At 54.3% G+C, this 14,429-nt stretch carries 11 protein-coding genes; 8 read left to right on the top strand and 3 right to left on the bottom strand.

The genetic code is table 11. The annotated features are described in order from the left end of the window. Positions 1 to 222: 222 nt before the first annotated feature. The 8 genes from M0P74_14830 (at position 223) to M0P74_14795 (ending at position 8,589) form a co-directional block, all read left to right on the top strand. On the top strand, positions 223 to 1,644 hold the full coding sequence (locus M0P74_14830) for an FAD-binding protein (GenBank protein MCK9364859.1): 1,422 nt from the start codon (positions 223 to 225) through the stop codon (positions 1,642 to 1,644). Beyond that, positions 1,631 to 2,995: an FAD-binding oxidoreductase gene (locus tag M0P74_14825; GenBank protein ID MCK9364858.1), complete on the top strand. Its 1,365-nt coding sequence runs from the start codon at positions 1,631 to 1,633 to the stop codon at positions 2,993 to 2,995. The genes M0P74_14830 and M0P74_14825 overlap by 14 nt, the downstream gene beginning before the upstream one ends. Positions 2,996 to 3,025: 30 nt before the next feature. After that, a complete protein-coding gene (locus M0P74_14820; GenBank protein ID MCK9364857.1) occupies positions 3,026 to 4,309 on the top strand; it encodes a (Fe-S)-binding protein in 1,284 nt (427 codons plus the stop codon). Between the two features lie 193 nt (positions 4,310 to 4,502). Beyond that, positions 4,503 to 5,666 (top strand): TRAP transporter substrate-binding protein DctP, encoded by a 1,164-nt coding sequence (gene dctP / locus M0P74_14815; GenBank protein MCK9364856.1) that lies wholly within the window; start codon positions 4,503 to 4,505, stop codon positions 5,664 to 5,666. A 280-nt stretch (positions 5,667 to 5,946) separates the two neighbouring features. Then, entirely contained in the window at positions 5,947 to 6,495 is a 549-nt protein-coding gene (locus M0P74_14810; protein ID MCK9364855.1) for a TRAP transporter small permease subunit, read from the top strand. Beyond that, the gene (locus tag M0P74_14805) at positions 6,492 to 7,808 is read left to right on the top strand and encodes a TRAP transporter large permease subunit (protein MCK9364854.1); all 1,317 of its coding nucleotides are present in this window, start codon (positions 6,492 to 6,494) and stop codon (positions 7,806 to 7,808) included. Before M0P74_14810 ends, M0P74_14805 begins: the two co-directional genes overlap by 4 nt. A 117-nt stretch (positions 7,809 to 7,925) precedes the next feature. After that, positions 7,926 to 8,369 (top strand): hypothetical protein, encoded by a 444-nt coding sequence (locus M0P74_14800; GenBank protein ID MCK9364853.1) that lies wholly within the window; start codon positions 7,926 to 7,928, stop codon positions 8,367 to 8,369. A 58-nt stretch (positions 8,370 to 8,427) separates the two neighbouring features. Then, entirely contained in the window at positions 8,428 to 8,589 is a 162-nt protein-coding gene (locus M0P74_14795; protein MCK9364852.1) for a hypothetical protein, read from the top strand. A 14-nt stretch (positions 8,590 to 8,603) separates the two neighbouring features. On the opposite strand, the gene M0P74_14790 is transcribed toward M0P74_14795, so the two are convergent. From M0P74_14790 to M0P74_14780, 3 genes are all read right to left on the bottom strand, one after another. Then, a complete protein-coding gene (locus tag M0P74_14790; protein ID MCK9364851.1) occupies positions 8,604 to 9,206 on the bottom strand; it encodes a molybdenum cofactor guanylyltransferase in 603 nt (200 codons plus the stop codon). A gap of 242 nt (positions 9,207 to 9,448) precedes the next feature. Beyond that, positions 9,449 to 12,628 carry an N-6 DNA methylase gene (locus tag M0P74_14785; protein MCK9364850.1) on the bottom strand — a complete coding sequence of 1,060 codons (3,180 nt, stop codon included), beginning with the start codon at positions 12,626 to 12,628 and terminating at the stop codon, positions 9,449 to 9,451. A gap of 91 nt (positions 12,629 to 12,719) precedes the next feature. After that, positions 12,720 to 13,979: an AAA family ATPase gene (locus tag M0P74_14780; GenBank protein ID MCK9364849.1), complete on the bottom strand. Its 1,260-nt coding sequence runs from the start codon at positions 13,977 to 13,979 to the stop codon at positions 12,720 to 12,722. Positions 13,980 to 14,429 lie beyond the last annotated feature (450 nt).

Raw genomic sequence — 14,429 nt, 5'->3', positions numbered from 1 at the left:
ATTTATGTTCATATGTCGCTGATTGCTGCACAGAGAGCTTTGAATTTCTCCCGAAATGTTGTTAATTGTCATTCCCGTGAAAACGGGAATCTGGTCTTTTCGGGAACTTATAGATTCCCGCCTGCGCGGGAATGACAAAAGGGTATAGATTTTCAAAGCTCTCGCACAGCGGATTCGGGTTTCAGGGATCGCCTGTCTGAAGTGGGCTTGTGAGGGATCGTCATGGAAAAAGAAAAAATTATTACCGAACTGGAAAAAATAGTCGGAAAAGACGATGTGCTGACATCGGAAATGGAGCTGCAGATATACGGCTATGATGCCTCCCTGATCAAGGGGAAGCCCGACTTTGTAGTTATTCCGGAGTCGGCGGCAGAGGTTTCCCAGGTTGCGCAGTTTGCCCATCAAAATGAAATTCTGCTGATTGCCCGCGGTTCCGGCACGTCGCTTAGCGGTGGTCCGGTTCCGAGCAAGGGCGGCATCGTGATGCTGATGACCAGGATGAACCGGATACTGGAAATTGATCTCGAAAATCAGCGGGTTGTTGTTGAACCGGGGGCAATTACGCTTGATATCAAAAACGCGGTGGCGAAACTCGGTTATCTCTATCAGCCGGATCCGGCGAGTGAAAAGGCTACGACAATCGGTGGCAATCTGGCGGAAAATTCCGGCGGGCCGCTCTGTTTCAAATACGGCGTTACCAGCAACCACGTGCTTGGCGCCGAGGTGGTGCTGGCCGATGGCCAGATAATCAAGCTCGGCGGAAAAGCACTCGACAATCCCGGGTTCGATCTGATCGGTCTGATAACGGGCTCCGAGGGCACGCTGGCGATTGCAACCAAAATCATTCTGCGCATCATGCCGAAAAACGAAGCGGTAAAAACGCTGCTCGCTATTTTCAATACCGTTGAAGACGGCGCCAATACGGTGTCCGGGATCGTCAAGGCGGGAATGGTGCCGGCGACGCTGGAGATGATGGATAATGTGGCTATAAACGCCGTCGAGTCCTTCTACAAGATAGGACTGCCGATTGATGCGGCGGCGATGTTGCTGATCGAGCTCGACGGTTTGCAGGATGGGTTGGGCAGGCTTGCTGAACAGGTCGTCGCTATTTGCAAGGCCAATAATGTCCGCGATGTGAAGCTGGCGAAAACCAACGCGGAGCGCGATCAGCTCTGGATGGCGCGCAAGGGGGCCTTCGGCGCTACGGGCCGGCTGCGGCCGAACTATCTTGTCAACGACGGCACTGTTCCCCGGACAAAACTTCCCGAAACGCTCCGGCGCGTCGGCGAGATTGGCAAAAAGTACGATGTCCAGATAGCCAATGTGTTCCATGCCGGCGACGGTAATCTGCATCCGCTTATCCTGTTTGATGAAAGGGACAAGGATGAACTGGCCCGGGTGCACAAAGCTGCCTTTGAGATCATGCAGTTATGCGTCGAAATGGGGGGAACGATTACCGGCGAGCATGGCGTCGGGGTGGAAAAACTGGCGGCCCTGAATCTTCAGTTCTGTTCCGAGGATCTCGCCGCGTTGGAGAATGTCAAGATGACCTTTGATCCTGAAGGCATCCTGAACCCCGGCAAGCTGAATCTGATGGCAAGTGAAGCCTGCGGAGCAAAGGAGATTGCATATGCCGAGAACTGATAATCATGTTGATGTTTTCCGTGAGATTGTCGGAGACGCCAATGTTGCCGCCGATCAGGACAAACTGAAGGCCCTGGCGGTGGATGGCGTTGCCCCCGGGTTGATCGTTTCTCCCGGAACAATTGCTGAAGCATCAAAGGTCATGGCCGCCGCCCACGGGCTTGGTCTGGCAGTGCTTCCCACGGGAGGCGGCACGAAGATGTCGCTGGGCGGCATTCCGAAAAGGGCCGATGTGCTCCTCTTAACAAAGAGACTGAGCGGCTACGCTGATTACGATATTGCCAATCTTACCATCGAAGTGGAGTGCGGTGCTAAAGTGTCAGAGGTGCAGGCAAAATTGAGTGCGGAAGGAGAGGGCTATTTCTTGCCGCTTGATCCGCCCCATTCCCAGGGGGCGACGATCGGTGGGGTTGTCGCAACTAACTCCAACGGGCCCAGGCGGCTTCTCTACGGGGGATTGCGCGACATCATCCTGGGCAATACTGCGGTGCTCGCCAACGGGGATATTGTCCATGCCGGCGGCAAGGTGATGAAAAACGTCGCCAGTTACGACCTGACCAAGCTGATGATCGGTTCCCTGGGATCGCTGGGGTTGATCTGCCGGACGACCTTCCGGATTTATTTGAAGCCGGAGTCGGCGGCAACCCTTTTTCTTGCTTTTGCAAGCCTGAAGGATGCCGATGCGTTTTTCCACAAGGTGTTCCCGTCGTTCTACTACCCAGCGGCGCTGGAACTCATGACCCCCGCAACAGTCGCCGCGTGCCGGAAGATGATTCCGCTTTCTGGCGATTACATCATCGCTGTCGGGCTCGAAGGGATCGTCGAGGCGGTGGAGCGGCAAATCGCCGATATGACGGAAATGGGCCTCAAGGCAGGGGCGCAGGGAACGATCTCCCTCAAAGGTGACGGGCATCGGGATTTCTGGATTGCGTATGGTGATTTTACGGATGAATTGACGAAGAACCATCCCGACCTGGTTGTGCTCAAGTCGAATTTTGTCATTTCCCGAGGGACGGAAATGATGGCAGCCGCGGAAAAGGTTGCGCAAAAAGCGGGGTTCGAATGCGCCCTGGCGTGCCATGCCGGAAGCGGAATCCTTACCACGGCGATTCTGACCGGCCGGGATGCGGGGGCGAAAAAGGAGGCGATCGTTACGCTAATCGAGGAGATGACCGAGGCGGCGGTGAAAAACGACGGGAATCTCGTTGTGGAAAAAGCTCCGCGCTTTATTAAGGAAAATGTCTCCGTCTGGGGAAAGATTGGCGCTGATGTCGGCCTGGCAAGGGGACTCAAGGAGAAATTCGACCCGACCGGCATCATCAACCCGGGCCGGTATGTCGGCGGAATATGAAAAAGCAGGAAAGAGAGGTAAACGCTTATTATGGAACATAAGGCATTGCTCGGCAACGATACGGCGGAGAACGTCTATCATTGCATAAAGTGTGGGTTATGCTCGGCCCACTGTCCTGTTTATCGGGAAATCTGCATGGAACATGCCAGTCCCCGCGGCAAGGTGCAGATTACAAAGAAAATGCTGGAAAACGATCTGAGCCTGACGGAGGAGGTTAAGAAGACGTTTTTGTCAACCTGCCTGCTGTGCGGTTCCTGCGTCGCCAATTGCCCAAGCGGCGTCAATCAGGTGAGCCTTTTTTCGGGGGTTCGCTGGCGCGCACTGCAGAAATACGGCGCCGACTGGCGCAAACGGTCCATGTTCAGGGTTCTTTCCAGCCGCTGGTTAATGTCGGCCTCTGTTACATTCGGGGAGTGGGCGCGGCGCAATTTCGGGGGAGCATGGATTGAGTCGAAGCTAAGCGCCGGCGCCCTTTCCGTCGAGCGGGTTCCGCAACTGAACGAAAAGCCCTTCAACGAGATGGTCCCGGAGGTGGTTCAGTCCAAGCAGGGGAAGACCAATGCCCGGGTGCTTTATTTCCACGGCTGCGCCACCAAATACCTCTACGGCGACGTCGGCCTGGCGGTGGTCGATGTCCTTAGCAAGATGGGCGTAGAGGTGATCATCCCGAGCGACCAGGGGTGCTGTGGACTGCCGGTATTCTTTTCGGGAGAGCGGAAGGCCTCAATCGAGGTAATCCGGGAAAATCTGCGCCTCTTCGCGCGGGAGGATGTCGATGCGGTCATCATCGACTGCGCTACCTGCAGCGCATCGCTGAAAAACGAGTACTATCCTATTTTGAAGGAGCTGCAGGATCTGGGCGAGGACGTGACTGACCAGGAGCTGAAGGCCGCAGCGCTGCTTTCGGCAAAGGTTCAGGACGTCAGCTTGTTCATCGATTCCCACAAGGAATGGCTCCCGGCGATGAAGCCGGCCGGCGAGAAGATCAGGGTTACCTATCACGATCCCTGCCATCTGGCGAAAGGACAGAAGGTGATTGCGCAGCCGCGGAATCTGCTGAAGTCGATCCCGGGCGTGGAATTCGTGGAAATGAACGGCGCGATTGACTGTTGTGGCGGAGGCGGCTCTTTTCAGATCGACTATCCGGAGATTTCGGCGAAGATCACGAAGCGCAAGACGGACAACATCGAGGCGACCAAGGCGCAGTTTTGCGCGACCGGCTGTCCGGGGTGCAGCCTGACCATTTCCAACCATCTCGATCCGGCGATCAAGGTGGTCCATACGGTGCAGCTCTTGCAGAAGGCTCTGCAATGATTTTTAAATGAGGTCATTTATTTTTAACGTCCGGTCAATCGAAGGCTTGACGTAGCTCGTGACTGATAGTAGTAAGCGGAACGCGGAACGAACGGTTAACCTACTTTTAAACTTCAAAATGCAGTGATGTACAGGGAGTTCCGGGTTTCATCCCGGAAGGGAATTGCAGCATAACAAAAGAAGGAGGAGAATTATGAGCGAAGTCAAAAAAGAGAAGAAAGCGGAACAGGCAAAGGGCGCGGGTAAGGAATCTCGTCGTAACTTTTTGAAGACGGCGGCCGTTGTGGCCGGAGGCGCTGCAGGCGTTATGGGATTTCCGGGCGTAATGCGTCTTTCCGCTGCGGCGCCGATAAAACTGAAGATGCAGACAGCATGGGATGCGGGCACCGTGGGGTACGTGAAATTTCAGGATTTCGGCAAGAAGGTTGCCGCGGTTACGGAGGGCAAGCTGCTGATCGAATGTCTGCCCGCTGGCGCCCTCGTCGGAACCTTCGAGATGTTCGATGCGGTTAAATCCGGTGTGTTCGACTCGATGCACTGCTTCGACGTTTACTGGCCCGGCAAGATCCCGGTGGCCACCTTCCTCTCCTCCTACCCCTTCGCCCTGGATCGTCCCGACCAGTGGGATACCTGGTACGATGCTCTGGGAGGCAGGGAAATCGCCCGTCAGGCCTACGGCGCCCATAACATGCATTACATCGGGCCGATCCAGCATGACGACAACCTGATCCACTCCAAGGTGCCGATCCGTTCTTTTGAAGATTTTAAAGGGAAGAAAATCCGGTATCCGGGTGGGATCATCGCCGACATTTACCGGGCGGCCGGCGTCTCCACGGTACTGCTCCCGGGCGGCGAGGTCTATCCCGCACTGGAAAAGGGAGTTATCGACGCCTCCGACTTCGTCGGCTGGGCGATCAACTACAACCTCGGGTTTGCCGAAATCGCCAAGTACATCATCATGGGCCCCCCCTCGACGCCGTGCCTCCACCAGCCCGTTGACTTAATGAGCATCAACATCAACATGAACTCCTGGAAGAAGATCCCCAAGCACCTCCAGGAGCTGCTGGAGATGGCGGTGAAGTGGCACTCCTGGGATCACTACACGGCGATCCAGAAGGCCGACCTCGAGGCGATTCCCAAGTACAAGGCCAAGGGTGTCGAAGTCATCCATCTGAAGGAAAGCGATATCGAAAAATTCAAAAAGTTTGCCCCCGAACTGTGGGTGAAGTGGGCCAAAAAGGATCCGCTGGCGATGAAGGCCTTCAAGTCCCAGTGGGAGTACATGAAGTCCGAGAAGATCGCGTACTACAACGAAAAGGATATGGTTGACAGCAAGGGCAAGAAACTGGTTATCTGATTTCCGTCTTGGGAGAGGGAGGGGAAGATTTCCCCCTCCCTCATTTTTTATGAACGGTTTTCCGGGGGCTGCCTGCGTTGAGACCTTTGAATTACTCCTGAAATTCGGAAAAGCGTCATACCGTCGAAAGACGGTATCCAGTCTTTTTAATGCCTTCTGGACCCCGGCTTCCGCCGGGGTGACATTAGGTGGTATTTTTCAAAGCGGTCTCGCGTTGGGTTTCCCGTGCGGAAGGCGCTCCGGCGGCGGGACCGGAAAAGAAACAGGGAAAGGTTGATTTATGGACAAATTGAGGACCTTTATGATGGCCGTCGAGAAGACCAACTTCTTCGTTGGCAAGATGATGGCCTATGTATCGCTGCTCTGTGTGGTCGTGATCTCCTTCGAGGTGATCATGCGCTACGTCTTCGGCATGCCGACGAACTGGGGGCATGAAACCATGTTTAGCCTGTTCGCGATGTACTACGTCATGGTGGTGGGCGTCGCCCACTTCTGGCGGGCCCATGTGCGGGTGGATGTGTTCTATGCGACCCGGACCCCCCGAACCAAGGCCATCCTGGATCTGATCACCAGCGTTTTTTTCTATTGTTTTGTTCTGGTCTATATCTGGACCTCCTGGAACTTTTACTGGAGTTCCCAGATGATGAGCGCGGGAAACACGTTGTTCGGCATCGAGATCATCGGCGAGAATTCCTTCACCGACTGGGCGCCTCCCCTCTATCCCGTCAAATTCTTGATGCCTTTCGGCGGGGTGCTGCTGCTTTTGCAGGGTATCGTCTGGACCATCCGGGACGCCCACATGGCCTTTACAGGGAGGGAATTTAAATGAGCATTGAATGGATAACCATCCTCCTTTTCGGCAGCATGGTTTTTGTAATGTTTATGGGTCTGCCGGTAGCCTTTGCCACCGGGTTTGTGGGCATTCTTTTTACGGCGATCTTCCAGGGTCCGTCTGCGGTCAATATCGTTCCGACGCGGATTTTCGGCCTGATGACCAACTATCTGCTGGACGCTATTCCGCTTTTTATCCTGATGGCGAATATCCTTGAACGGAGTGGGGTCATCGAGGACATTTATATGATGGTTTACCACTGGCTGGGCTGGCTCAAGGGCGGCGTTGCCACGGCGACGGTCGCCGCCTGCACGATGATGGCGGCCATGGCCGGCGTGGTCGGAGCAACGGAAGTGACGATGGGGCTGATCGCCTTGCCGCAGATGCTGAACCGCAAGTACGACAAGGGGCTGGCGCTGGGAGGCATTCTGGCCGGCGGCACGCTGGGGATTTTAATTCCCCCGAGCGTCATGCTGATCGTCTATGGCATGGTGGATAACTCCTCCATCGGCCAGCTCTATGCCGGGGCCTTCCTGCCGGGATTCATGCTGGCGGGGCTTTACATGATCTACATCACGATCCGTTGCTATATCAACCCCAAACTCGGTCCCCCCGTCCCGAAGGAGGAGCGGCTGGACTGGGCCGGCCTGTTTAAGGTGGCGCTCCCGATCATTCCCGCCGCGATCCTGATCTTCCTCGTCCTCGGGACGATCGTCATGGGGATTGCGGCCCCGACGGAAGCGGCGGGGGTCGGCTGCCTGGGGGCCTGGATCATTGCCAAGGTTAAGGGCAGAATGCCCTGGAGCGATCTTGTGCAAGCGGCAACGAACACAATCAAGGCCACCGGCATGGTCATGTGGACCATGTTCGGGGCAAACGTTTTCATCGCGCTTTACATCATGGTGGGCGGCGGGGAATTTGTGAACTCCATGCTTATCGGTTCCGGTCTGGGGAGATGGACGATCCTCTGGATCATGATGGGCATTCTGATCTTCCTGGGCTGTTTCATTGACTGGGTTGGGATCATCATGCTCACAATTCCCCTCTTTGGCCCGATCATCCGCCAGCTCGGGTTCGATCCGATCTGGTTCGGGGTGCTCTTTGCCGTGAACCTCCAGATGTCCTTTTTAACGCCGCCTTTCGGCATGTCGCTTTTCTATCTCAAGAGCGTCGCGCCGCCAGAGGTCTCCACTGTGGACGTCTGGAAATCGGCCTTCCCGTTTTTGGGCCTGCAGTTTGTTGGCATGGTTCTGTGCATGGCGTTTCCGCAAATCATCCTCTGGGTGCCCAAGGTTCTTATGGGGAACTGAGCGGCGCGCAGTGGGCGCAAGTCGTTTTGCAGATAGCGAGGGGTTCGGCGACGGGTTTTTCCCCTGCCGCTGAACCCCTGATTCAAAATAAGAATGGGGTTGTCATTGGATAGAAGGATGGAACAAAAGACTGTTTTTCAAGCCCCTGTGCTTTTTATGGCTGTTTTCTACGGAGTGTTGCTGGTTTGGACCGTCGCGACTGTGCCGCTGATTTACCAGAAGTTCCAGCACGGTGAATTCATGGGAGACAAGCTCTACGCGTTCATGATCGCCTTTTTCTATCTGTTCACCTGGTTCTGGTCCCTGGGTCTGTTTTACCATATCTCCCTTGATTGCGAGGGGCAAGTGGTTTTGAAAAGTTTAAGGCGGCGTCTGGAGCTTCCGGCGAAGAATGTCCGCGAAATAGAGGGATCCCGGTTTTCCGGAGGATTCGGTTTTCTCAAGCTCAAGTTGCCCAAGGAGAGCGGTTATCTATTCTGCCACGGAAGAAACAAGGAGCTGGATGAGATTATAGCGGGGATACGGAAAAGGAACCCCCTGCTGAAGATGGTTCGAATATAAAGACCTGTGAGGCCTTATCGCTGAGCGGGCCTGAAATCAATTGGAAGGAGAATATGCGATGACGCAGATGTTTACTATTCCCGCAAATACCCTGCTGTTTTTCGGCCTCGGTATTGTGGTTGCCACGATCGGTTTTGTTATCTACGGCTGTATCAAGGGCTGGGAGAACGTAATGAAGGATTACAAAGATAAGAAGGATGAAGTGACCATCGATAGTTGAAGCTGTTCCGAAATTTAGCCTGCCTCAGGCAATTCGGATTTCGCAAATGAAGCGAAGTCTTCAGGGGTGTTGAGGTTGGCGAACATTTTTCCCGTCGGGTTGAACGAGCTGAGCGCCTGGGCGGGGATTTCCAAAACCTTGTGGCCGGGATAGAATCCCCTTATCTGCAACCGGTTTTTATCGAGGAGATTCTTTATCGCCGGCAGGCAAACCCGGGAGTAAATGGCGCAAAGCGGCTGCAGGCCATCCGGAGGAGAAGGAACAACAATATCGTAGCCTTTCGCCTTTTCTGCCATGTATTCAACAAAACTAAGATTTAAAAAGGGCATGTCACAGGCCATGACGAAGGCGTATTTATCCGGAGCGAAAAAAAGTCCGGTATAAATGCCGCCCAGCGCCCCCTTTTCCGGGAAGATATCGGTAACGATCGTCGCCTCCTTCAGCAGATATTCCTGCGGATTTGAGACGACAATAAGCACGTCCTTAAAAATATTCCTTAAGAGACGGATATTTCTGTCAATTAGTCTCTCTTCTGCAATCTTCAAAAACGCCTTGTTCGTCCCCATGCGGCTGCTTTTTCCCCCCGCGAGAATCACCCCGGTCATTTTATGTTTCATAGTTCCGTACTCCCGATATTGATCTGATTACGTTTCACTTAATCCAATGGGAACGATTCTCCACATATTCCGGATCATTCACTCATGAAAATGCATTTATTAAACGAGGGCTTCGATTATATTACAGCCTGTAACTCTTTGATGACGTACAGACAATATGGATTAGCCCCGCCTCCTGAAAACTATAAAGTTTATCCTGGTTTTTATGTGGTCGATAATCCCTTTCGCATGGATGTCGCCGATCAGGCGCCGGTGATGATCTTCCGCACTATCTTATCAATTTCAGTCATTTCCAGGACCAGATAGCGTTTGATGTCCAGTCGGAGGCGCCCCAGAGGAAGGGCCGCGAGAAATGGCTGCGGCGGGTTTTCCGTTAGATACCGGGCGGTCTTTTCGTGAGCCGCCCGGCCGAGGGTGGCCAGGGACGCGTGAGCGGCGTTGTTCCGGTCAAATTGGGGGAAAAAGACATCGAGGATCTTCTTATGGACATGCCTCTCCCCGAACAGGCCCTTGGACTGGAAATCCTTCATCAGGGCGTTGGGAATGGCGGAATTGAGGATGGCCGCCAGATAGAACACCTCTTCGGGGTCGTGGGAGGCGAGCCAATAGGTCGTGTGATCGATGAAGAAATCCAGGTCGAGACTATCGCGCCCCAGCGCCACGGCATTGGCGTCCTTGGCGGAGGCACTGTAGAGAACGAGCCATGGGGCATCCAAGGCCTGCTCTGTCAATTTATTCTGCCAGTTCAGGTAATTTACACTGCTGATAACTTGATTCTTTTCCGTGCGTGCGATTTTCCAGATATTTTCGGCGTTTCTGAACCAGCGGGCCGCGTTTGTCCACCCTTCGCGGAGGAGCTCGTCGGGGCCGTAGAGCAGGATTCTTTTTTCCCCCTGGGAATCGGGGTCAGCGGTTATGGGCAGCGCCACCAGTGAGGGATCATGGAGGGCAAAAGGCAGGATGCTCCGGGCAATGGCCGTCCGAAAGAGAAACCGACTTTCGATCTTCCCGCTCCACTTGATCCCCTTCCACGGCGCCTTGGCGTCGGCCTGGATGGATTCGGCCGTTTTGACGGAAATCAGTCGGTCGGCAAAATCGGGAGGCGCCTCCTGATCCAGCTCGACAAAGAAGAACGCCCGGGGAACGATGGTGGCGCCCTGCCGGAACCGGCTCTTGTAGGGATTTTCGGCGGTCGCAGGCTTCGACTTCCGCGTCGAGAAGGCCGATGCCCGCCCCTGTTTCGCATAATGCCAGACAACAGGCGTTTCGTGGAGCCGCGGCGTTGCCGCCTGGAGATTGCAGTTATGGGTGGGCAGGTTGCCGTGCATAACGATACCCGGAACGCCGGCCGCCGGAAGGTTACGCTTCTTTTTCCCTTCGGCCTTATCGGCAAAGAGGACGCAGGCGGGAACCCGGAACAGGGGCGAGACGTCCTGCAAATCCCAGATGCGAGCGATTTTATAACCCAACGCCCGGCCGCTGCGGGTATTGTCATGGTGATCGGCGCTAAAGAAGCTTCGCGGCAGGACAAAGGCCAGTTGCCCATTTTCTTTCAGGAAATACGCGCCGCAGTGGGCCAGGAATATGGCGGCGATCTCCAGATGGGGAAAGTTGGCCGCCTTTTCGGGTTTCACGTCGTACCGTTCGGCCAGGTCGTTCAGAATGTTCTGGTATTCTTCGTTTTTAATGGAACTGTAGGTAAACCAGGGCGGATTGCCGATGATGAAATCGAACTTTCCGGAAAGAAAATAGGGCTTGTAGTTGTTCTGGATGATGAACTTCCAGATGCTGTCCCGTCCCCGTTCCTTGGCCGTCTTCAACCCGAGATATATCTCGTAGAAACTGTCCGCCTGCTGGCGGCTCACGCCTCCGGCCACCCGACGGTCCAGGACGGTCACGAAATCTTTTTTGGTCATCTTCAGTTGATGCAGACCCCAGGCGGAGAGTTCTTCGCAGGTATCCAAGGCGTTGTCGAACAGGTGGACATTCTCGAAGACCTTCGTATTCAAAACGTACTTTTCCGTGTCGATGGGCAGGGTAAACTCATTTCCAAAGAGATCCTCCACGCCTTCGGGGGCCAAAAGGGTATTGGCGAGGATAATGTTCAGATGAATCGGCCTTTTCGCGGCGATGACGCCTTTCCCCAAGGCTAAAAGGAGGGTCGTCTTGGCGATCTGGACCGACAGGGGATGGATGTCGATGCCATAGACCATGTCATTGACGTCTTCGACAGATCTGTCGGGATACAATTCCCTGATCCGCCGGATGGTCGCCCGCAAGAAAGAGCCGCTGCCGCAGGCGGGATCCAGAATGGCGCTGTCGGGAGCGAATGTGAACTCCCCGACGATCCGCTCGCAGAGCCAATCGGGGGTGTAATACTCCCCCAGGGCGCGGCGGGTGTCGAGATCGATTAACTCCTGGTAGACGCCTTTCAGTACGTCCTCGTCCACAGCAGTAAAATCGAACAGGGAGATCTCCTGGGCGATGAGGCGAAAGGCCTTCCGAAGATTCCGGAAGCTTTGGTCCCCGGTGACCCAGTGAAAGAAGTCATCATCGACGAAATTGGCGATGTTGCGTTTCTGAAAGATACTGCCGTCGAGAATCCCCTTGATTTCCTGGTCGCTCAAGTACTCGTCGTTGGAAACGAAGGCGTAGGCCAGCATCTTGGCGAAGATGCTCAGATAGGTGTGGATGAGAAAGATCGTTTCCCGGGCGTCGAAGGACCCATAGGCGACGCTGAGAAACTTTCGCCACTGCTCGAAGGCGACCTGAACTTCGCCATATCGTTTGGCTTCCCGGAACCAGGCGGTGAATATCCGATAGCACTCGATGAAAACGGCGCTCTGATAGCCGAAGGCCTCCTCGATCCGCTTGAGGGTGGCCTTTTGCTTTTCCTCCTGAAAAAGAAAACGGTCAATCCAGTAATAAAAATCCTCGGCGTTATCGTCCGAAAGGGTGATGGCGGCGCTTTCGATTTCATTCAATATAAGTTCGTCTTCCCTGAGCGTATCCAGGCGATCCAAGCAGGCTATATCGGGCGCAAAAACCCGCCAGGTGATCAGGTCTGAGGCAATCAGGGTGAAATGATACCCTTCTCCCGATTTGAATTGGCCCAGAAGGTAGCCTGCCAACTGCTCCTTGGCATGCTTCAGGGAGAATTTTAGATCGTTTTCGAATTCGATGATGATCCGGTTGAAGAGCGTGTCGGCGCTGCCCCGGTGCAGGCCGTCTTTACGGGGAATGTTGACCACGGCGGCCTCGGCGCCAAGGGACATGCGATCGATCACGTCAAGTATTTCCCGGTCGGCGCCGTAAAGGCGGTTCAAGAGATCCTTGAAAGCCTCTTTCTTTGTCAGTTCCTTGTTGGCCGTTCTCACTTTCGACAGGTACTGCCGGATCAGATCGGTCTTTTCTTGAGCCACGGAGATTCCTTCCTTTGCCGGAAATGATAGTGAGCCAGTACTGGAAATTTGTTTTCCCGGAGGACGTCTATAAAGGCGTTGCTCCTGCGTGTCAAGGATATTGCACCTTTTGCTGATATTTTCTGTCCAGTTCGCTCATAATCGCCATCAGATCACGTTCACCGGGAAACTCGGGCGCTTCAATGCCATGCTGAACATAGGCGACCCAATAGCGGAGGATGGCGTCTGTGTAATAGTAGCGCCGATCCCGCTCGTGCAGAAGGCCAATCCGCTCCAGCTCTTTCAGGTTGGTACGCACCGCCCCCTGGGTCATCCGCAGCCGCCGGGCCAGCGCCGACTGGGTCATGGCATCGTCATTGGCGGCGATCAGGTCGAGAATAGACCTCAAGACGCCATACCCTTTGGCCCGCTGCAAAGAGATGTTGTACAGGTAGGTGCAATAGGCGTGGATCAACCCGCCGGGGGAGAGGGTCTCGGCCACGAATGCACGTTTGACAAGGTTTTCTGTCAGCAATTCTCCCCGTCCGGCAAAGAGGTTCAGGCGGCGCAGTAGTTGAACGAGATAAAAAGGATTGCCGGCGCTGAAGTGATGGAGCAGGCCGGCGAGCCGATTGTCCATTTTGGGGATGAACTTGCGAATCAACGCATCCGATTCGCTGCGAGTATATGGGTAGAGAGGAAGATGGGTGAACTGTCCGAACAGCGGGCTCTGGCTCTCACGGGTGATCGCCTCCATTTCCGAGATGATGGAGCCGCAAATGCACCAGACGACATTGGCGGCGCGGTCCTTGGCTCCCCGTAATAGGCTGAGAATGTTCTTGGCCTGGCTGAATTTGGTAAGACTGGCGATCTCCTGAAATTCGTCGAGAAACAGGAGCACCCGTCGCCCGCTGAACTGAGCCAGGAGGGATGGAAAGGCAAAAGCCTCTTGCAATAGGCGCTGGCGGTCGGGCCGCGACCGTTCCAGTTCATGTAAAACCGGTTGTAGTGCCTCCCGTAATGCTTGATCCGGCACCTGGAAGATCAGGGAAGGGAGATGGAGGTAGGGGAGGGGCAAGGTCTCACCTTTGCCATACAGCCAATAGAATTGCCAGCCGATAAACTTGACGGCAAAATCCTCCGGTGCTTCCGACAGTTCCTCCATGTTGATGTATACCGAAAGAACATCGGGGTCGGCGCTATGGCGGCAGATAAACTCCTTAATCAGCATCGATTTCCCGATGCGTCGCAGGCCGGAGAGATGCAGGTCGGCCGGCCGCTCCCCCAGTAAATGCCGCTCAATTTGGCTGATTTCATTCTCACGACCCGTGAAAATGGACTGGTCTTCAGGGCGATAGATATAATCAAGCATAATATTTAACCCCAATAAGAATTAATGTCGATTGGGGATAATTACATTGATCCCGATTGGAAATCAACCTTTTTTATTTAGGGGGGCCGGTCATTGTGTCCTGTTACTGCATACGAAATTTTTTCGTTTCAACCGGTTGATCTTATTCTCTACCATTTACTCATCGGCGATATCAAACATATCAAGTATTTGACGACTATTGTAGTCAACGAGGGAGGACGATGATTTTTTATAGCAGCTTTCAACCCGAACTGCTTAACCAAAAAGACATGCATTTTTTGTTGTCTCCACCTTGTGTTCTCATGGGGCCAAGAATGTTGTAAACTACCCTGGGACGCCGGGGTAAAATGGGAGGAGAGAATCTGTGTTTCACCTGATGCCAGAGAGCATGATTTGTAGAGTAGATCCTCCTCCCACTGCTTTGTTCATAACTCGTACGGTATCATAAAC

The sequence above is a fragment of the Syntrophales bacterium genome (genome assembly GCA_023229765.1).
Classification (GTDB): domain Bacteria; phylum Desulfobacterota; class Syntrophia; order Syntrophales; family UBA5619; genus DYTH01.
The sequence above is the reverse complement of the archived record's forward strand: the minus strand, read 5'-3'. Positions and strand labels throughout refer to the sequence as shown.

What these genes read in the sequence shown, in the direction of transcription:
- M0P74_14830 (MCK9364859.1), top strand. Translation starts at nt 223, where the DNA reads ATGGAAAAAGAAAAAATTATTACCGAACTGGAAAAAATAGTCGGAAAA.
- M0P74_14825 (MCK9364858.1), top strand. Translation starts at nt 1,631, where the DNA reads ATGCCGAGAACTGATAATCATGTTGATGTTTTCCGTGAGATTGTCGGA.
- M0P74_14820 (MCK9364857.1), top strand. Translation starts at nt 3,026, where the DNA reads ATGGAACATAAGGCATTGCTCGGCAACGATACGGCGGAGAACGTCTAT.
- dctP (MCK9364856.1), top strand. Translation starts at nt 4,503, where the DNA reads ATGAGCGAAGTCAAAAAAGAGAAGAAAGCGGAACAGGCAAAGGGCGCG.
- M0P74_14810 (MCK9364855.1), top strand. Translation starts at nt 5,947, where the DNA reads ATGGACAAATTGAGGACCTTTATGATGGCCGTCGAGAAGACCAACTTC.
- M0P74_14805 (MCK9364854.1), top strand. Translation starts at nt 6,492, where the DNA reads ATGAGCATTGAATGGATAACCATCCTCCTTTTCGGCAGCATGGTTTTT.
- M0P74_14800 (MCK9364853.1), top strand. Translation starts at nt 7,926, where the DNA reads ATGGAACAAAAGACTGTTTTTCAAGCCCCTGTGCTTTTTATGGCTGTT.
- M0P74_14795 (MCK9364852.1), top strand. Translation starts at nt 8,428, where the DNA reads ATGACGCAGATGTTTACTATTCCCGCAAATACCCTGCTGTTTTTCGGC.
- M0P74_14790 (MCK9364851.1), bottom strand. Translation starts at nt 9,206, where the DNA reads ATGAAACATAAAATGACCGGGGTGATTCTCGCGGGGGGAAAAAGCAGC.
- M0P74_14780 (MCK9364849.1), bottom strand. Translation starts at nt 13,979, where the DNA reads ATGCTTGATTATATCTATCGCCCTGAAGACCAGTCCATTTTCACGGGT.